This window comes from Micromonospora sp. DT81.3 (assembly GCF_049847225.1).
In the GTDB taxonomy this organism is placed as follows: Bacteria; Actinomycetota; Actinomycetes; order Actinomycetales; family Microbacteriaceae; genus Microbacterium.
Map to the genome: position 1 here is coordinate 208496 of NZ_JBNCNY010000007.1, position 17798 is coordinate 226293.

A 17798-nucleotide genomic window follows, 5' to 3' on the forward strand; every position below is an offset into this window, starting at 1 on the left:
CCTGAGCCATACCCGCTGCCCGAGGGTGACCGAAACGCTACGCCAGCTCGATCCCGGTCTCACCAACAACGTAAGGAGCCGTCGTGCGGCAGGGAGACCTGAGCCATACCCGCTGCCCGAGGGTGACCGAAACGCTACGCCAGCTCGATCCCGGTCTCACCAACAACGTAAGGAGGGGGACCTCATCGTCGGCCCCCACCATCGCTCGGCGATCGGCACCATCGTGGAGCGGCAGACCCGTTACGTGAACCTGCTGCATCTGAGCGCGCTGACATCATCGGAGCTGCACGCCGTGCTCGTGCGGGTCCTCGGCGAATTACCACGGCCGTTGCGGCGGACGCTGACCTGGGACCAAGGCACCGAGATGGCGCGGCACCTGGACGTGACCGCCGACACCGGAACGAAGATCCACTTCTGCGACGCCGCCAGCCCGTGGCAGCGCGGCACGAACGAAAACACGAACGGGCTGCTGCGGCAGTATTTTCCGAAGTCGACCAACTTCGCCGTGCACTCCCCGAGAGACCTCGCCCGCGTCGAAGACGAGCTGAACCGACGACCACGCCTCACCCTCGGGGACCGAACCCCAGCAGAGCTCTTCGGTCGACTGCTACATTCCCAGAATCCCCCCACGTTGCGATGACCGCTGGAAACCAAGGCGTCGTTACTCTCCAGTTTTCAAGCGTCGCCGACACGAGGGATCTAAAACCTATCAGGAGGGGCCGTTGTTGCCGGGAAGGAACAGGCCGTCTAGGCGCTCTGCGCCCCTCCGGGCGGCGTCTGACCGTGCGCGGCTATACCGCTCAGTCATTTGCAGGGTCGAGTGACCCATAATCGCCTGCACATCGTTTGCTGCCGCCCCGCCATCGAACAGCAGGGTGGCGAGAGTGTGACGCAAGTCGTGAATTCGGTAGTCGGATCTCGCCAGGAGTGTCTTCAGTTCGTCCCACTTAACAGCCCGGCGAACATTTGATCCGTTGATCCGTCCGCCTTTTGGCCCCGTGAAAACGAGGGCCTCCCGCGACTTGCCGTCTATCGCCTCGTTCAGATACGGAACGAGCGCAGCGGGGATCGGGACGTCGCGTTCTTTGTGGCTCTTCGGCGTGTACTCCCTGATCTTGCCGGCCAGGTCGGTGCTGAAGCTCCGATGAACGTGAATTGAGCGCGCATCGAGGTGAACATCTCCCACTTGCAGTGCTGCTGCCTCGTTCGCTCGCATGCCTGTGTAGATGAGGCCCGCGAGATAGTTGCGGTAGGGGCCGGCGGGGACTGCGCCCAGCACTACTCCCACCTCGGTTGGCGTCAGGGCCCGCGAACGCAAATTCAGCTGCGGCTCGGGGACTGGTCTTCGCGCGAGTCGCGCCGGGTTCAAGGGAATCAGCTTCGCCCTGACAGCACCGTCCATCAAACGGCTCAGTACCGCGAGCGCGTCGATCTTCGTTGACGCGCCGCCGCTCCATTGGGTTAGGGCTTCTTCGACGTGCCCCGCGGTGATGTTCTCAAGGCGAAGATGTCCGAGCCAGGGCCTGACTCGGAGGCGCCACCCACGCTCGTACGCTCGGGCGGTGGAGGGTCGCACGCTGTCGCGGACGGTTGCCCAGTACCGCGCATGCCACTCATCCAGCCGCATGCTCCCTTCAGGGAACTTCCTGGCAGCGCTTTCGGCTCTGAGCGCCTTTGCTTCCTTTATTGTGCCGACTAAGGCGGTGCGCTCTCTCCACTCGCCGTTTCGGCCGACACCCCAGACGCGGACTTGGTATTTCCCGCCTCGGTCTGCTCGATATCGGATGCCCTCCGGCAGAGGACGGCGTGTCTTTGGGTCGAGACGTGACGGAGGGTCCTCATCGGACCGCACGAGTGCCGCCCGCCTCAAGGAAGTTGTCCAGTGTCGAGCGCTTCCACAGCATGTGCTTGCCCATCTCGGCATCCGGGTGTGGGACTTGGTTACGGCGCCGCAGCGAATCAAAAGTCGACATGGGCACGCGGCAGTAATCGGCTGCCTCCCGGCGGTCGAGGTAGGCGGAGCGCGTCCCGGCGTCGTTAGTGTCGGTCAATTGTGTTGATTCGATTGTCATCGCGATCTCCTCACATTTTGATCAGGCCGAGGGAACAGTACAGGCGTACGGGAGATGGCTGCTGGGCGGTGTCTCACGGGGTGAGCGAGACGTTAGTCACTCGCCCGTCGACCGACGTTGGATGTGATTCCGACTAGGCGTCCAGCGTTGCGCGCCCTCCTGATCCAGTCCGTGGCGGTGCGTTCCGGTACGTCGAGCTCAAGCGCAATCACTTTTACCGGCGGCAGGTCCGAGAGCGCAGATGTGCCGTAGAGGATCTCGATGACGTCCCAGCGTTCGTCTTTCGAGCCGCGCTTCACGACGGCTTGTGCCATCCATGGAGGGATGATGCGTCCTTCGGTGGTGGTGAGGTCGGCGATCGTGAGCCAGGTGGCATCAGGCCCGTCGTCCAGTTGGACGGCGATGCAGTGGGGGACGGCTGCTTGCAGGATCGCCTGTGGCGCCGTATGGCGAAGCCGGACCTCGTCGAACTCGTCGCTGATCGCGCGATTCACGATCGTGGTGACCACGTAACGCCCACGTTGCGGGTTGAAGTGCGCCTCGATCGTCGTCTCGACATGGGTGTCGTCATCTTGGGCGGTGGCGATGAAGCCGGGGGCTATGCGCAACGCAGTACCGACGGGCTGAGTGATGGCAAGCCCGGACATTGGCTGCCCGTCGGTTGTCTTCACGTCGACCTTCACCTCCTCAGTTTGCCTTACCGCGTTGACTTTCCGCAGATACCTCTTGCATAACTATACGACTAAGGGGTGTACTGATGTCTACCACCAATTTAGATACGCAAGTTAGGGAGATGGGAAGTGCGGCAGATGAAGATCATCCCTATCGCCAACCCGAAGGGCGGGGTCGGCAAGACCACCGTCGCGATGCAGCTCGCCGCGGTGCTGGCCCGGCGTTTCAACGTGCTGGTGGTGGATGTGGATCCGCAGCAGTCGACGGTGTGGTGGGCGGAGAACGCCCATCACCGGTTGCCGTTCGATTTCGCCGGCACCCAGTCCTCGAACATGCTCGGCCGGGTCAGCGAGCTGCGGGTTGAGTACGACTTCGTGCTCGTGGACACCCCCGGAAGCCTGGAGGACACGCAGATCCTCGAGGCAGTGCTGGATGCCGCGGACTTCGTGGTGGTGCCGCTGACGCCGGAGCCGCTGGCCCTGGACCCGACGACGAGGACGATCACCCGGCTCATCGAACCTCGACATCTCCGGCACAAGGTTCTGCTGAACCGGATCGACGGCCGCATCCCCCACCAACTCGCCACCTGGCGGGAACTGCTGGACACCACCCTCGGCATCCCGAGGTTCGACACCTACCTGCGCCAATACAAGGTCCATGCCGACGCTGCGGTGCTGAGGCAGCTCGTGACAAGCGCACCGGACACCAGGCGCACCGCCGGGTCGATCTCAGACGCGACCGGGTTCGGCCGACAGATGAGCGACCAGTTCTCGAACGCACACCTCGAGGTGTGGTGACGGTGGGGAAGGTCGACCTCGCCGGGAAGCTGAACGATGCCCGCGCACGTGTCGAGTCGGAAACCGTCGATGCCGCTCAGCGGAGGTTGCCGAAGTTCGCGCGGCTGATGCGCAAGGAAGCCCGCGTGCGCGAGGACCAGTTCGCCGCACTGTCCGCTCTGGCCCGCACGCTGATGCGACAGCGCACCGTGAAGGACGAGCGCATCACCGAGAACACCCTCATGCGCATCGCCATCGACCACCTCCTCGCCCACCGACACGTCCTGCGCAGCACCGAAGACGAACTACGGAACTCCCTCACTCCCGCAGCTCCGAAGTCTGCAAGTCCGGGACTCCCTGTCTCCGCAACTGACCGACCTCCGACGTCCGGCACTTCGCCAGTCCCGGTCTCCGGATTTACACGGCCGAACGACCGGACTCACGCGCGCCATCAGCAACCGTTGGCATGCGCAACGGCGGCGCACGTCGGCCTGGCGGACACGGGTGTCATGGGGGTGATCCGATGACCGGGGCGGCGGGCTCCGGCCGGCCCGGGGGCCCGCGTGCCGAGAGGTCGGAGGAGGAGCTCGAGCGTTGGCGCGCGTACCGCCGCCGCTACCGCGAAGCGCACCCGGAACAGGTCGCGGCCTCCTCGCTGAAGTACCGCGAGAAGAACCGGGAGAAGAACAGCGCACGGGAACGGGAACGACACCGGCGGAAACGGGAGAAGCAACAGCGAGAGGCCCAGCAGCGGGAGCGCCGCCTCTCATACAGCCGTAGGTACGCCGAAACCCACCGCGAACTGAATCGGGAACGGCAGCGGGCCTACCTGGCCCGCCGGTTCGAGGAGGACCCGGTCGGGTTCCGCCAGCACCGCAATGCACTGCAGCGCGAGTGGTACGCCCGACACAAAGAGGAAATCAAGGCGAAAGCCCGCGACGCCTACCGCACCGACCAGAGATCCGCCTCCGAACGAGCCCGCCGCTACTACGAGCGGCACGCCGATGAGATCAAACAGCGCCGCAGGGCTGCGTACCAGCAGGACCCGGAGAAGATCCTCGCGTACAACCGTGAGTGGAAGGCGCGCGAGCGACGACGAAAAGCAGCTGGCCTGCCGCCGCGCAGGATCCACCGAGTGAGTCCCGCAGAGCGCGACCGCAACGCCGCCGCCGCCGACGCGTTCTTCACCCGCTCCCGCACCCCCGAACAAGCACGCAGCATCCGAGCCGAGTGGATCACCGTCCGGAAAGTCCGGGAGCGGCAAAAGCGCGACGCGGCACGGGCACGCGCAACCGACCTCGCACGCAACGCCGAAGTGACGGCCCGCCGACAGGAAGAACGCCGTCGGCAATCGGCTGGGCTGCGCAGAGACATCCTGCGCGAGCTCGCCGAAGCCGGGACAACCGACGAAGAAGCGCGCATGGATGAGATCGCTCGCGCGATCAACGCCCGACTCCGGTCCCGACCCCAGCGTCGCGCCCACCACAACGACCCCGCCGCCCCCCACACGCAGAGCAACCCGCCACACACCGGCGGGCTCTCACGATGACCCGCTTCGGGGATCGCCCGTCATACTCAATCCGAAAGGACACGCCCATGCTCGAACGTGACGTCGCCGAATCCGTCCTCTTCCGCCTCGCCGTCGCCAGCCTCGGCTACTACCCCGAAAAGCCCATCGAGGAGCCCGGCTACACCCTGGACGAGGACCTCGACTGGTGCATCGAACCCCTCACCGACCTCCCCGCCGGGTACCAACGGACGCTGCAAGAGGCGATGCGGGAGGTCATCATCGATCCCACCACGCACCGCCGCGCGTTCACCCGCGACCTCCTGCGCCTCGTTGCTGAATGACACCCATCTGCGGGGGCTTTCCTGGCCGGTCATCGTAGCTCCCGCCGGGCTGCTCCGTTCCGGGCTTTCGCGACATTTCCTCACTCGCTTGGCTCGCTCCGGAATCTCACGACCCGGCACTGCGCCTCCCTCCGGTCGCCCTCGACTCCGCTACCAGGAAGCGCCGTCAGAAACAGTTACGAAGAGACGCGATGCGTCGACAGGCCCGGCTGAGCCGATGGTTCGGCGGGGCGGGACGTGGAGGAGAGCGCGCGGTGTACGGCGCTGGGACTGACGCCGAGGGCGCCGGCGATGCGGGTGAAGGAGCGGCCTTGGTTGCGGAGCTCCTGTGCGATCGCGATTCGCTCGGCTGTCATCACTGTCGGCCGGCCGGCGGGACGCCCGTTCGCTGCCGCCGCCTTCATCCCTTCCCGCGTCTCCAGGCTTCGAAGACGACGTCGCAGTCCGTCGAGCGCGGCGAGCACCTCGGCCGGGGCGACCGGGTCGCCGGCCTCAGACGACAATGCCCGCTCCGTCAGGGAGCGGAACAAGACGCCCCTACTGCCGAGCTCCGCGATGGTCGCGACGAAGTGTGCGAGTGCGTGCGAGAGTCGGTCCGCACTCACCACCACCAGCACGTCCCCGGTGCCCAGGCAACGCAGACACTCCTCCAGACCTGGCCGTTTACGAGCGCCTACCGACGCGGGATCGACGAAGACCCGGCTCGCCCCCGCCCGCTCGAGCTCCTCGACATCGCGCGTCGTGCCCGCCCCAGGGAACAGCTCCCGCGTGTAGCCGACCAGACGCGTCATCGTGAGGGGCCGCCGCGCTCGGGGCCGCTCTGGGCGACCGAAGGCGCGGCCGCATCCACCGGGCGGGCTTCGATAAGGGATCGGCGCAACGAGACCAGGTCGGAGGCGCTGCGACGCTCCTGCGCTGCGACGACCCTCGACCCGGCGGGCACGGGAAGCTCCGGGATGACCTCGCGGAGCGCTGTCTCGTGCAGGTCGATCAGCAATTCCGTCAATGGGCGAGGCATACGGACAGTGGCCGCGTACTCGGTCACCCGCCGCAGCTCACTCAACCACTGCGCCGACCGCAGGCTCGTCAGCCGGTCCGACTGCGTAGCCAGCAAGGCGGCCCGGGCACCGACGAACGGCCGGTCGGTGTTGCGGCTGACGCCGTCGAAGACCGATGCACCGGCGCGTCCGAGAACCGTTACACGATTTACGGCGTCGGATTCTTCGAGAGTCGCCGCCAACGCGTGGGTGCCATCGAAGCCGCGGTCGTGCGCATCCCGGCTCACGAAGCGGGCGGGTCCGCCTGTCTGCACGCCGTGCAGATACAGGGACACCGTTGACAGTAGGCTCTCCGCACGTCGCGCCCCCGCAATGACGATCCGGGTTCGGAAACCGTCGGTCCCGAACCGCTGCGCCGTGGCAACGGCAGCCGCCGGGGTGGCGAAACTGCCCTCGACCAGCAACGACCGGTGATGCTCCCGCGCAAATGCCATCCCCGCGCGCAGCCACTCCGCCGTCGCCGCACGCAGTTCACCGACCGCTTCAACAGAACCGGACGCATCGAGCTCGGCAATCGATGGGTGGAAGGCGCGCAGCTGGTCGGCCGAGAGAATCGCCACCTCGCCATCCTGCTCCGCGCAGATCCTGGCGGCGGCTTGCGGCCGCCCGCTGCCTGGTTGCCCCGTGAGGAGCGTGAGGGTCGGGTCATCGGTGGCACCGGAGGCGGGAAAGAGGAGCGGGAGGATGTCGTCGTGGAGGATGGCCGCTCGCTCGTCGTCGCTCAACTCCCAGGCACTCATGAGGCGGCCCCAGAGAGATCACCAATGCGTGCGCGCAACCGAGTTGCGAGTGCCTCCACCGCTGCCCGGTCGTAACCATCGACGGCCAGGACGGCGTGGCGTACCTCGGCCAGCTCTCGGCGTGCCGTTAATGCGTCATCGCCCCCCGCGCGTGCGATGTTCAGGAGCAGGGCGGTCAGTGTGCCGGCGACCTCCAGCATCGCGTCATACGCGACCACGTCATTCACGCGCCATGCGGACAAGTTCGGCATCCCACCTCCTAGCTGAGTGTATCGACCAACCCGAAAAGGTAGCGGACCGTATTTCGGGACCGGTCCAGCGGTAGGGAAGGCCGCGTTCCCGCCGAGTTGCGTTGCCGTCCGACCGGCGGCCGACGCGTCGATGTCCACGGCGGTGACGTCAGGCAGCACACCGCGCCTCGACCGCGAGCGATCCATTCCGGTGCCGATGTCGAGTGCAGATGTCGCTTCTGGCTGAACGGCGCATCACGACCGGGTGAACTCGATGTTGTGGTTCCAGCGCAAGCTTCGGCGTTGTCCCGTCGAGTCATCTTCTCAACACGCTCCACCGCCCGCACTCGATCCGCCTGCGGGCGGTCCCCGAATCAGGGACCTCCGCGTGCGGCCCATTGGGTTCCCTACCTGGGCAACGATTGCCGGATCGTCGACAATCGTCCTGTAGAGGGCCGGCCTATCGATCCCTACCAGGCACCGGTCCGTGGATCGTTGACAAATCTCGCGCAGAACGGCCACTGATCCATCCAGCCGCGTGCCTGTCGGGCGCAATCTTCGGGATGTCGCTACAGACCAAATCCTCGCCTAATCCTGACCATCGATGCACTCGAGGCCCTGCCGACCGGATCCCTCGTGGTTGATAACACCAATCACGCGTGGGCGAAGGGCCTCTCTAAGTGGTGATCAAGCCATCCCTATGACAGGGATCACCACAACAATCCTCTGAAGATGAAAAGGATGCTGCTCGTGTGCGTTCCAACGATGATGCCGCGCTTGTTGCCGCACACCGCCCGCCCCCGGGGTGGTTCGAAGCGGGTCGTGAAGGATCGGACGCCGTTGCCCGCGATCGACTGCGGCGACTCCGCAGGATGAGCAGCCCGTCGGCTGTGAGGGCGTTGAGACCGTCAAGACCATCACCCCCTCGTGACATAAGACAGGTTCGACCTAAACAGCGTCGACGCCAAGCAGCTGGTCGTCGCCGAAACTCGGGATCATCACTGTCTCGGACGAGCGCTGCCGCCGTGACGGGAGCTCATACTCTGAAGACCGAACGCCATGGCGTCCGCCTGAGGTCTGACACGGCGGCCTACGACCAGAACAGCATCTTGAATCGTACCCAAAATGACGGCCGCTCCTTATCGTTAGTCAAGATTGGTGGCTTATGGTCGAGCCGAGCTTGTAGGCGATCTCCCTCGAGTTGCAACAAACGAACGCGCTTTCTCTGCTTATCGAGTTGCATGGCATCGTACTCTACGGCGGAACTTTCACATGCGACACAAGAACTCAAGACGCTTTCCACGTATAGTGCAGCAGTCGGAAGCACCTCGCGCTGAACCGTCTGGAGCTGGTATTCGCCCAAGTCAGTAACAAGGCTCGCCAAGAACTGCTCCAACTTCGAGCCCTCGGGAATTTGAAGCGGAACAGCCAGCTGATCATTCACAACCCCGATGGGGACTGGCTCGATGATTCCCGTCATTGCGAGCTCCAGGAGTTTGCTATCAGTGTTGTTTGAGCGTTCGTTCCAAATCGCAAAGCGATAATGATCGATATTTGTTGAATCGTTCAGGTGGCTTATCAACGCATTCAAGCGCTCCTCGGCTTCAGCGGTTTCGCGCAACCCAAACACTTCAAGAATCCTCGCAGCCCGCTCCTCATCGGCAATTCTTTTGAGTTCCAGCGCTCTTTCGTCCTTCGCTCGCTCTGCCTCGGCCCTCGCCTTCCACGCTCCATCAGCCGCCCTAAAGTTGGAAATCGCTCCTAGCAAACCCTGATCGTCGTAGGTCTTCATACCTCCGAGATTCGTCTTTACGATGGTGCCATTCAAGGCCGCGGCACCAGCCCCGTGTATACCGCCGCCGAAAAACGCCGTAAAGAACACCAGCATTTCCCAGTAGACCCCATCGGTAACCTCCACATCGTACGCGAGTCGGCTAATAACCTCATCAGACATTCCGGAGACCGTCTGGGAAAGTCGCTGTACTTGAGACAGACTTATCGGCGGCGGCGCACCAGGGGTGACGATGGTCCCAATGTCGGCCAAGAGGGTAGGAGCGTTTTTTGCAAGGGACTTGGCAAAAAGATACCGCTTGATATCGGTGAGGGAGGTCGCCTCGGCAACTATAGCTGGCGGGAGAGAAAGGGGAAACATCAGCCGATTGTCGCGAACGGTTGCAGCGACCTGGGCTAGCCTTAGGCCTGCATCCATTACATTGTTCCACTCGATGCCGTCCGCTACCGCCGGTGGGTCGTGATGGTCGCATTGGCACCCCCGGCAGAGAATGGAGCACGCCCTGTCACGGGCATCCAAGAATCGTGCAGCCTCGAAGCCCGCTCTCATGGCAGGTTCGAGAAGACTACTGCTCAGCGCCCGCTCGTGCTGCCGCACGTCCGCGCTGGTCAATGGTTTGCGGCCGCTAAGCAATTCACTTCGCACAAGTGCGACTAACTTCACGCGGGCGGGGTCGACCTTAGTGCGTATCTCGTAGTTGGCGAGTATCTCGAAAAATGGCACGGTCAGCGAGTGGCATTTGTTTGCATTTGCGATCTTTCGAGTGGTCCGATCCTCTCGCCCGTACTCTCGACTTTCTGTGACTTTTAGCGTTCTAGTTGTCGACACTTGGCTCGTCGCGCTCGTGGTAGCGTCGACAATAGTTTGACGTGTGGTTTTTTCCACGTCATTGAAGTTGGTGCGCGCTGACCCACCTGCCGACACGTCTGCATTTACAACACCGACCTTGAATCCGACCTTTCCACCAGTTTGGAGCTCGAATCCGCTCATTTTCGAGATATCCTGCGCGACGTCGGCCGCGTCCTTGGTGGTGGTTCGACTTTCACTGGACTGCTGCGATTCGAAGGAGAACGACGACTCAAGACTCGTCCGCGTTCGGTCCCATGTGAAGATCTCGACGGTTTGTTCCTCCAGCGGCGCCAGTGTGAAAGAGCTTACGAGCCGCCCTCTCGTGTACCCAAGCAAGTGCCACTCTTGTTGCACCGGCATGAATATCGCTAGGGGCAGCGCCAGGGCATCGATCGCTGTGGCTAATTGTGGTGTCAAAGAACCTTGAGAAGCGAAGTAGGATCTGCGCGATAGCAATGGTGCGTAACTCGCATCCGCGCCTAATGCACGAACCGACTCTCCCAGTTGCTGGAGCGAATTGACTACCGCGGGCGGCCAGGAAGCGGCGCCCCCTCCTCCTGAGGGTCCTCTCGATGAGCGGCTAGTAGGTTCGGACTCGCCTGCGACTGCGAACGCGTTGACATCCGCGTCCGCGAACTGCTGCGCGATTGGTGCAAAGTTGATTGGAACGGTCGCCTGCCCTTGGAGATCGCCGTACTTGACACCGACCGAGAAGAAGCGCTCGAAGTCGATCGAGTCCATTACGTCGCTTGGAGGCAGGTCAACTGCGCAACCGTCAGCGAGACTGCCGAATCGCTGCTCCGCCTCATGGTCGCTTACCGTGGGAAGCGCCACTGAAATGTCGCCTGCTTCGGACATGCCCTTAGCTCCCGCCTGTCCGGAGGCGCAGATGCCCTAACGAGCGGCGGGATGTGGGTTCCCTGTGAGCGAACGACCCCGACGACGCACCCAACCTGGCAACCAGCAGTATTCTTGCATCCAAGTCGAAACCCCTCTTCGGTCGAGGCCCACTCACCATTCTCGTGACACCCCGGGCACGCGCCGTCCGTGTGCTCGCCACTTCTGCAGGTCAAGTCGCAGTCCCAGTGATACTCCTCTTCGGGAGCCAGCGCAACGCCTCGCGAGTCATGTCTTCCTTACTCTGGGGAGCGCGCGGGGAAAGGAAGCTCAGACTCTCAGTCTCGAGCACTCGCTTCGCCGTGTGGATAGTCGCACGGGAAGCAATATCGGTCGGGCAGCGATGGCCTACCGTCACTGTTCCCTTTGGACAACGGAGAGTCTGGGGGAACAGTCTCAGAAGCTGCTTAGGAGCATAAGCGTTCCTGCCATCACCACTATCACCAACAGAATCGCAATGATCAAGAATGCGCAACCGACTCCGGCTATCACCCGCCCGGTCCGCGACTTGCGTTTCAGGGGCTGCTGCGCCGTCGACTCCGTCGACTGCGGTGGAGCGGAACGCGCAGATGATTCCGCAAGTTGCCCTCCGGAGAAAACCTGAGGAATTCGAATTTGGTTCTGGTGGGGTGGTTGGTCGTGCGCGGATCGGTTCCTTTCGCACCAAGGACACACTGTGCGCGGTGGAGCCCAGACGTGGCTGGGAACATCAGGACAGGACCGAAGTGTACCCAGGATGGCAGTGATTGCGGTGGCGTACTCACTTGCTCGCGGCCGAAGTTCGGGACGATCTTTACCAGCCCCAAAAGTCCTCTTGAAAAGCGCGCGCAACGAGGGCGGGAGGAGATCCAGTGGGGGCGAACTGCGCGGCGGGAGGAGCGATGGGTCGAGCACGGGAAAGGTGCCACGCCGAACCGCCTCTACTGGCGGGTACCCCACACCCGAAGCCGAATACGGGCGAGTGCTCTCCATTAGTAGCATGTATATTTGGACCGCGAGCGCCCACGAGTCGCCATCCTGAGTAAATACTGAGGATTCAGAGTATTCTGGTGGTCGCCAATCGTCGCGTGTGGCGCCTGAGCCGGGGTAATATGTGCCGTCCGTTGTCTGCAAACTGATCGAGTCAAGATCGAGAAGCGTAACTAGACCATCCCGGTTGACAACGGCATTCTCTTCGTTGAGGTCACCGTAAGCGGCTCCGACAGAATGCAGCGCGCTCAGCGCGATACACAGGTTGTGGCAAATGACCAAACGCGCTGCCCAGGTCCAATCTTCCCGTGCACTTCGCTGGCGGCCACGCGCGTCCACGATGCTGACCAACTTGAGATTCGTGTCGGACAGCAGAGGCATACAAAATCCGTAGAAGTTTGACTCGAGCATCACAATTGCTATGGGCCACAATAGAGCTGCGTGGTCCATTCCCCCACTCGGTACATGCGGGGGATTGGTCAGCATAGCCCGAAGTTTTCGCTCGAGGTCTACTCCGCGCTGTGACAAGACGTCTGGGTGATACCGCTTATATGCAAGCCGCTCGCCCGCCGGAGTCGTGACCTCATAAACGGTCCCCTCGCCGCCCCTTCCTGCGACGCGGATCACGCTTAGCTCATCCGGTGAGAACACTTTCACCTTCAAGGTTCACCCCTCGTCCCACAAAGAGCACGTGACGCGACCGCCGGAGACCGGCCGAGGATTAGGCGCGATCTTTGCTCATCCTCACGACTCACGAGCGTTTCTCGCGCCGACATAATGGGGCGTCCGGTCAGTTGCTGTGCGCCAGAGCTTCCGTGCCGCCGGCGGGACCTGAAACCCCGGCCAACGAGCGCTATCGATTTGTCATCGTCCGTGCGCCGGATCACGGCGTCTGAATCAAGCCACGCACGAACTTCGGAAGGCGACATTCGCCCTGCATCCATTTCGCGTGTTATCGCGCCCAAGATCCGCGGACCCGGTTCTCGAGGGAGCCAGCTCCGGAATACAATCGGAGCCAGTCCGTCTGTACTGACGAGCAAACGCGAATCTCTTGAGAAGGCAACTGAGTCCAGTTCGACGTCGGCCAATCTGGTGACACTGGTAAGGGTCGCGGTTCGACTCGGGTCGACTTCTAGTGGATCGGCTTTGCCGAGCACCACGGCGTCGGCGGGATGTTCGGCTGGCCAGATCACAACGAACCCATCGCCAACCTGGGCGGCGTGTACACCGTCCTTTGTCACCGCGACAACGGAGAGAGTTGTGCCAAAGTCTCGCACCGCCGCACCGTACTCCCGAGCAGTTCTCAGCACTGCCACTCTGGCTCGCAGGACTGCCGTTACGACTATGCGTCGCCAACTCGGGTCCGGGACGGCCCATCGTCGTGTTGGCACGACTATGCCACGACTCTGACGATTGGTGCCGTTGTCAACGCTCGAATAGAGCCCAGGCGAGGGCAAGAAGGAGATGAGCACGGCCATGGCCTCATTCACTGCTACCTGCGCAGCCGTCCCCGCGCTGGCCGCGCTTCCGAGACCGTCTGCGAGACAAATGAGCACAACGCCAGCCCTTCCAACGGTCAATACGCGGTCTTGGTTCTCGACGTCGCGCCCTCGATGGGCAGTCCCGCGGATGGATGCAGTTACCGCATAAAGCGACCCGGAGTCTCTAATCACGCGTCCAACCAAGCGTCACCGAATCGGCGACTACAAAGTGATCGTCCACGGCTGAATCTTTAGTTGTTCGCCGGGTCGAGATCGACTGACTCCAGCCAGTGCGTGAGACACCCACTGAAAAAGCGATGACCAATCCGTCTCGTCCAAAGCGAGCACGGGCTGACTCGGGTCGACCGTGCGCAGCACATCGGGATTTGCTCCTTGTGCTGCGACGGGCCAGAACAGCACGTGTTGCCGCGAATCGTGTGACCGGTTGGCGGCGGTGATCGCGTCCGCCCCGACGGTGATGTCGTCCGTTGGCTCGCCGTCCGTTAGAAGGAACAGCCAGGGCCTGTACGACGCAATGCCCTTCTCCGCCAACTCCTCGCGTCGCGCTTGGGCGATTTTCAGAGACGTTCGGATCGCCTCACCCATAGGTGTCCTACCGCTCGCAGTGAGTGTCGGTGGACGCCAGTCCGCCGCGAGTTGCCAGTCCCCCTGCACTCGGACCTGCCCACCAAAGGTGACGACTCGAATCTCAACACGTCGCTCAGCCACCGCGTCGTTCCGCAACTCAGAAGCGAGAGCGCGAAGTCCCCGGTTCAGCTGTTCCATCGCCCGCTCAAGGGGCTCGCCACCCGGTCCGACCCGTGGACGCCCCATCGAGGTGGAGGTGTCAAGGATCAGCACAAGAGGGCATCTCGGATCGTTGCTATCATATTCGGCCTCGTCAATGTACATCTCGCTCCAGTCCGATGGCCGCGAAGGTCCCGCCGGGAGTCACAGAGCTCCGAGACGCGCGGCCACTCCACATATAGGCGTCAGTGTGACAGGTTTTCGGCCTCGCGACCAGACAGGTTGCACCAGCGCTTAGAACACGTCGCCGCGGCAATCGACGAACACGGTCGCTGCGTCGCACGACATGAGAGCGGAGCTGCCCCAGAGCATCTAACCAAGCTCCTGGACTGGGTCGCATCCACCGGCGCAGATACCGTCGCCGTCGAGGGAACAAGGGGCTACGGGCTGCCGCTCGCGAGACTTCTGCTCGCGGCCGGCTATACCGTGCTGGATGTCTCCTCGAACCTGACCGCCGACGAACGCAAGCGCTCCCGCCGACCCGGAAAGGACGACGAAGGGGATGCCGTCGCCATCGCACGGATCGCACTCCGCGAACCAGACCTACCTACGATGGACGCGGCGCACCTCGATGCAGATCTCAAACTGGTCGTCGATGCTCGGGACCAGCTGGTCAGCGAGGAAGTCCTTGTCCGCAACCGCCTCCACGCGTTACTCCTGGTCATGTCACCGGGCTAACACGAGACCACGGGCCCACTGATTTCAAGGCCCGCGTTCGCGCGAGCGCGAAGCCTCGCGCTCAAGGCACGAAAGCCCGACCCGACGCGCGCGAAGCTCGCACTTGCTGCGGTTCGACGGTTGAACGCGCTTCGAGACGAGCAGGCGGAACTTGAGACCGATATCAACGCCGAGCTCGCGCGCCGCCACACCCGACACACCTCCTTGCAATCTGCGGCGTCGGCCCTCTTGTCGCAGCAAAGATCCTCGGCGAGGTCCGAGACCCCCGCCACTACGCATCAGCAGCAGCAATCGTCGCGCACGCGGGCGTGGCCCGTATCCCCGCGTCCAGCGGCAACACGCACCGCCATCGGCTTGCACGCGGCGGGAACCGCCAACTCAACCGGGCGCTCTTCACGATCGCGATGGTCCAGGCGCGTTGGCACCCGCCCGCACGCGAATACCCCGCCCGCAAACAAGGCGAAGGGAAGACCGCCGCCGAAGCACGCCGCTGCCTCAAACGACACCTAGCCAACGTCGTCTACCGAGCACACCTCATAGACCTCGAGAGAGCAGAACACCACCAATTCGGCGTCGCCGCTTGACGATCGCGGCGCCCGAACCGCGACGCGATCATCCGGCTCGTCGGAGCTGTCCTCGCCGAGCAGCACGATTGTGAGGATGAAAACACGCTGTTCCGAGCAGCAGCCTGACCCGCAGCACGATTGGCTCTATGCCTTGCATTCGATCCGTCGACTGCGGCTCGGAACAGTGACATCGTCGTCGCCCCCGCCGGTGGGCGTGTCGCAATAGGGGCCTTCGATTAGGCACCGTCACAGGTCTTGACCACCCGCTCGATCGGCTACGACTCTCGGCCCGCGTATCGAAAAGAGAGAGATCGTGTCCGCGAACATCCCTGCAGAACGCGACACTCATGTTGACGAAGAAGGTGGTACTCGGCGTCGATACTCACAAGCAGGTTCACGTCGGCGCTGTCATCACTACGATCGGCGGGCTGATCGAGACCCGGAGGTTTCCGGCGACTCGAGAGGGATACGAGCAGCTACTGTCCTGGGCGGCGTCGTTCGGCCTGCTTCGCCGCGCCGGGGTCGAATGCACCGGTTCGTACGGAGCCGGCTTGGCGCCACCTGCGATCGCGTGGGATCTCCGTTGTCAAGGTCAACCAGCCCGACAAGGCCGCTCGGCGTCGGCGTGGAAGACCGCCGTGGTCGACGCGGAAGCCGCATCCCGCGCAGTCCTGCCCAGGCGAGCAACGTCCGTGGCCAAGACCAGCGACGGAGCGGTCGAGATGCTAAGGGTCTTCAAGATGGCCAACAACTCGGCGATCAAGTCCCGCACCCAAGCGATCAACCTGCTCAAGTTGCTCATCGTGACGGCCGACCCGGCCGTGAGGGAGTCCCTCGACGGGCTGACCACCAAACAACTTATTCGCCGATGCTCGTGGCTGAATGAAACCCGATACTCCGGCACCGTTGCCGCTGTCCGCCGCACGGTCCGGCTCCTGGCAAAGCGAATCCAGCCTCTCACCGAGGCGATCGATGATCTCACCGCCCGGATCGCTTTCGCGGTCGAACAATGCGCGCCAGGGATCCTGCAGATCCACTGCGTCGGCCCAGGTAGCGCTGCTGCCCTTCTGATCGCCGGTGGTGATATCCGCGACCGACTTCGCGACCGAATCATCGCTCGCCGCGCTCTGCGGAACCAGCCCCATGGAGGTAACGTCCGGCCAAACTCAACGGCGCCGCCTGAACCGCGGAGGAGACCGGCAAGCGAACGCCGCTCTCTGGCGAATCGCCATCACTCGCCTGCGCTGGGACCCCCGCACGCAGGATTATCTCGCCCGTCGCCTCACCGAGGGCAAGACTCGCCGCGAAGCCGTCCGCTGCCTGAAACGCTACGTCGCGCGCGAGATCGTCCCACACATCCATACCGCGAACACCCCAGCCGTCAGCGCCCCATCCATACCCGGTTGACATCCATAGGGGCATCGAATGGGCCGAGCAACGCCGTTCCCTCGGTCTCGACGCCCTCGCCAGAGCCCGCCAGGTCGGCGAACCCGCCACCGAACCAGAGGAGGTCCCGAACCGGACTACCGCGCGCTCACCGCATAACCCGACGAAGAATCACCGGACCGATCCGCACACCAGCTGAAAGGACTTGACCTGGGAAGCGGCGCTGCTTCTAGCACCGAATGAACACCGCCATTGGCTCAGTCGCCAGGAGTTCCTCGCACTGGCTCAGTCACCGGGACTTCGCCGCCACCGCGCCTGGTCACGGGGCATTTGCGGGCTCCCAACTGTCGAAAGTGTGGTTCGGCTGCCTCGCGGATAGGGGTCGAGGTCCTCCAGGAAGGGAGTCTATGACGAACTTCCGGGTGCCTCGACGTGCTCCGCGCTTCCCTCGCACCATCACCCCCAGCCAGTGGTCGCAGCTACTGGACCCTTGACCAGGCGTCGGGGAGAGAGGAACCTGGAGGCGACGGTACGTCGATGGTCCTTCGACAGGACAATCACCGAGTGAGCCGCCATCTCGTATCGCCTTGGAAGATGCGACCAGATTTCACAATTTGAGCTGATGTAGTCGAGCGAATCCTGCAAGCGGACGCCCACCACGTTCGTGGCACCTCGAGGAAATGGAGGATACTAACGTTTCCCGGGCGGCATATTGCGGATCGAAAAGTTGCACGGGTGCACCGAATTCAGATCCCACCGCTCAGAGGATTTCCTAGCGATGGCTGTTCCCAGGGAAGCGCGACCGACTTCTCCACGAATGGATGTTCCGCCATGCTCGTCGCTTCCCGCTCCTTTTCAAGAGGACGTCGGCTGCGCGGACGCGGTTCACCCCCCGCCGCGCAAGGCGGCATTGTCTGTTTGACCCATTATCAGTTGGGCCTTCGCACGGTCTTGAATCCTTTGTCCTCGGTTCT

Annotated in this window: 19 protein-coding genes and 3 pseudogenes; 9 read left to right on the top strand and 13 right to left on the bottom strand. The window is 63.2% G+C overall.

The features are described 5' to 3' along the window. Window positions 1-640 (top strand): IS30 family transposase (locus ACPW96_RS16645; RefSeq protein ID WP_425884377.1); only part of this gene is annotated, 640 nt, incomplete at its 5' end. A 69-nt stretch (window positions 641-709) separates the two neighbouring features. On the opposite strand, the gene ACPW96_RS16650 is transcribed toward ACPW96_RS16645, so the two are convergent. From ACPW96_RS16650 to ACPW96_RS16665, 4 genes and pseudogenes are all read right to left on the bottom strand, one after another. Next, a complete protein-coding gene (locus ACPW96_RS16650; RefSeq protein WP_425884451.1) occupies window positions 710-1279 on the bottom strand; it encodes a tyrosine-type recombinase/integrase in 570 nt (189 codons plus the stop codon). Between the two features lie 186 nt (window positions 1280-1465). Continuing rightward, window positions 1466-1924 (bottom strand): annotated as a pseudogene (locus ACPW96_RS16655) (hypothetical protein); the annotation flags it as partial. After that, window positions 1839-2072 (bottom strand): hypothetical protein, encoded by a 234-nt coding sequence (locus tag ACPW96_RS16660; RefSeq protein WP_425884455.1) that lies wholly within the window; start codon window positions 2070-2072, stop codon window positions 1839-1841. The pseudogene ACPW96_RS16655 and the gene ACPW96_RS16660, both read right to left, overlap by 86 nt. Window positions 2073-2164: 92 nt before the next feature. Continuing rightward, complete coding sequence (locus ACPW96_RS16665; RefSeq protein WP_425884379.1) at window positions 2165-2755, bottom strand: hypothetical protein; 591 nt, start codon at window positions 2753-2755, stop codon at window positions 2165-2167. A 126-nt stretch (window positions 2756-2881) separates the two neighbouring features. Between ACPW96_RS16665 and ACPW96_RS16670 the strand changes: the two genes are divergently transcribed. Genes ACPW96_RS16670 through ACPW96_RS16685 form a run of 4 tightly spaced genes read left to right on the top strand, consistent with a single transcriptional unit; the run spans window position 2882 to window position 5371 of the window. Further along, window positions 2882-3541 (top strand): ParA family protein, encoded by a 660-nt coding sequence (locus ACPW96_RS16670; protein WP_425884381.1) that lies wholly within the window; start codon window positions 2882-2884, stop codon window positions 3539-3541. 2 nt (window positions 3542-3543) lie between these two features. Then, complete coding sequence (locus ACPW96_RS16675) at window positions 3544-4047, top strand: hypothetical protein (RefSeq protein ID WP_425884383.1); 504 nt, start codon at window positions 3544-3546, stop codon at window positions 4045-4047. After that, window positions 4044-5069 (top strand): hypothetical protein, encoded by a 1026-nt coding sequence (locus ACPW96_RS16680; protein WP_425884385.1) that lies wholly within the window; start codon window positions 4044-4046, stop codon window positions 5067-5069. Before ACPW96_RS16675 ends, ACPW96_RS16680 begins: the two co-directional genes overlap by 4 nt. 47 nt (window positions 5070-5116) lie before the next feature. Further along, window positions 5117-5371, top strand: a complete 255-nt coding sequence (locus ACPW96_RS16685; protein ID WP_425884387.1) for a hypothetical protein — start codon at window positions 5117-5119, stop codon at window positions 5369-5371. A 176-nt stretch (window positions 5372-5547) separates the two neighbouring features. On the opposite strand, the gene ACPW96_RS16690 is transcribed toward ACPW96_RS16685, so the two are convergent. The 7 genes from ACPW96_RS16690 to ACPW96_RS16720 form a co-directional block, all read right to left on the bottom strand. Next, complete coding sequence (locus ACPW96_RS16690; protein WP_425884389.1) at window positions 5548-6162, bottom strand: recombinase family protein; 615 nt, start codon at window positions 6160-6162, stop codon at window positions 5548-5550. Then, window positions 6159-7169, bottom strand: a complete 1011-nt coding sequence (locus tag ACPW96_RS16695) for a zeta toxin family protein (protein ID WP_425884391.1) — start codon at window positions 7167-7169, stop codon at window positions 6159-6161. Before ACPW96_RS16695 ends, ACPW96_RS16690 begins: the two co-directional genes overlap by 4 nt. Continuing rightward, complete coding sequence (locus tag ACPW96_RS16700) at window positions 7166-7420, bottom strand: hypothetical protein (RefSeq protein ID WP_425884393.1); 255 nt, start codon at window positions 7418-7420, stop codon at window positions 7166-7168. Before ACPW96_RS16700 ends, ACPW96_RS16695 begins: the two co-directional genes overlap by 4 nt. A gap of 1069 nt (window positions 7421-8489) precedes the next feature. Beyond that, window positions 8490-10898, bottom strand: a complete 2409-nt coding sequence (locus ACPW96_RS16705; protein ID WP_425884395.1) for a hypothetical protein — start codon at window positions 10896-10898, stop codon at window positions 8490-8492. 435 nt (window positions 10899-11333) lie between these two features. Beyond that, window positions 11334-12563: a protein kinase domain-containing protein gene (locus tag ACPW96_RS16710; protein WP_425884453.1), complete on the bottom strand. Its 1230-nt coding sequence runs from the start codon at window positions 12561-12563 to the stop codon at window positions 11334-11336. Between the two features lie 2 nt (window positions 12564-12565). Continuing rightward, window positions 12566-13579 carry a protein phosphatase 2C domain-containing protein gene (locus ACPW96_RS16715; protein ID WP_425884397.1) on the bottom strand — a complete coding sequence of 338 codons (1014 nt, stop codon included), beginning with the start codon at window positions 13577-13579 and terminating at the stop codon, window positions 12566-12568. 30 nt (window positions 13580-13609) lie between these two features. After that, window positions 13610-14299 carry a vWA domain-containing protein gene (locus ACPW96_RS16720; protein WP_425884399.1) on the bottom strand — a complete coding sequence of 230 codons (690 nt, stop codon included), beginning with the start codon at window positions 14297-14299 and terminating at the stop codon, window positions 13610-13612. 117 nt (window positions 14300-14416) lie between these two features. Between ACPW96_RS16720 and ACPW96_RS16725 the strand changes: the two genes are divergently transcribed. Continuing rightward, window positions 14417-14872: an IS110 family transposase gene (locus ACPW96_RS16725; protein ID WP_425884401.1), complete on the top strand. Its 456-nt coding sequence runs from the start codon at window positions 14417-14419 to the stop codon at window positions 14870-14872. 209 nt (window positions 14873-15081) lie between these two features. Further along, window positions 15082-15303, top strand: a pseudogene (locus ACPW96_RS16730) (transposase); the annotation flags it as partial. 75 nt (window positions 15304-15378) lie between these two features. On the opposite strand, the gene ACPW96_RS16735 reads toward ACPW96_RS16730, so the two are convergent. Further along, the gene (locus tag ACPW96_RS16735) at window positions 15379-15522 is read right to left on the bottom strand and encodes a hypothetical protein (RefSeq protein WP_425884403.1); all 144 of its coding nucleotides are present in this window, start codon (window positions 15520-15522) and stop codon (window positions 15379-15381) included. A gap of 263 nt (window positions 15523-15785) precedes the next feature. Between ACPW96_RS16735 and ACPW96_RS16740 the strand changes: the two are divergent. After that, window positions 15786-16175 (top strand): annotated as a pseudogene (locus ACPW96_RS16740) (IS110 family transposase); the annotation flags it as partial. Here ACPW96_RS16740 and ACPW96_RS16745 read toward each other — a convergent pair. Further along, the gene (locus ACPW96_RS16745; RefSeq protein WP_425884405.1) at window positions 16164-16583 is read right to left on the bottom strand and encodes a hypothetical protein; all 420 of its coding nucleotides are present in this window, start codon (window positions 16581-16583) and stop codon (window positions 16164-16166) included. The pseudogene ACPW96_RS16740 and the gene ACPW96_RS16745 sit on opposite strands and share 12 nt — an antisense overlap. On the opposite strand from ACPW96_RS16745, the gene ACPW96_RS16750 reads away from it, so the two are divergent. Continuing rightward, complete coding sequence (locus tag ACPW96_RS16750) at window positions 16582-16845, top strand: transposase (protein WP_425884407.1); 264 nt, start codon at window positions 16582-16584, stop codon at window positions 16843-16845. The genes ACPW96_RS16745 and ACPW96_RS16750 overlap by 2 nt on opposite strands. The last annotated feature ends 953 nt before the right edge of the window (window positions 16846-17798 follow it).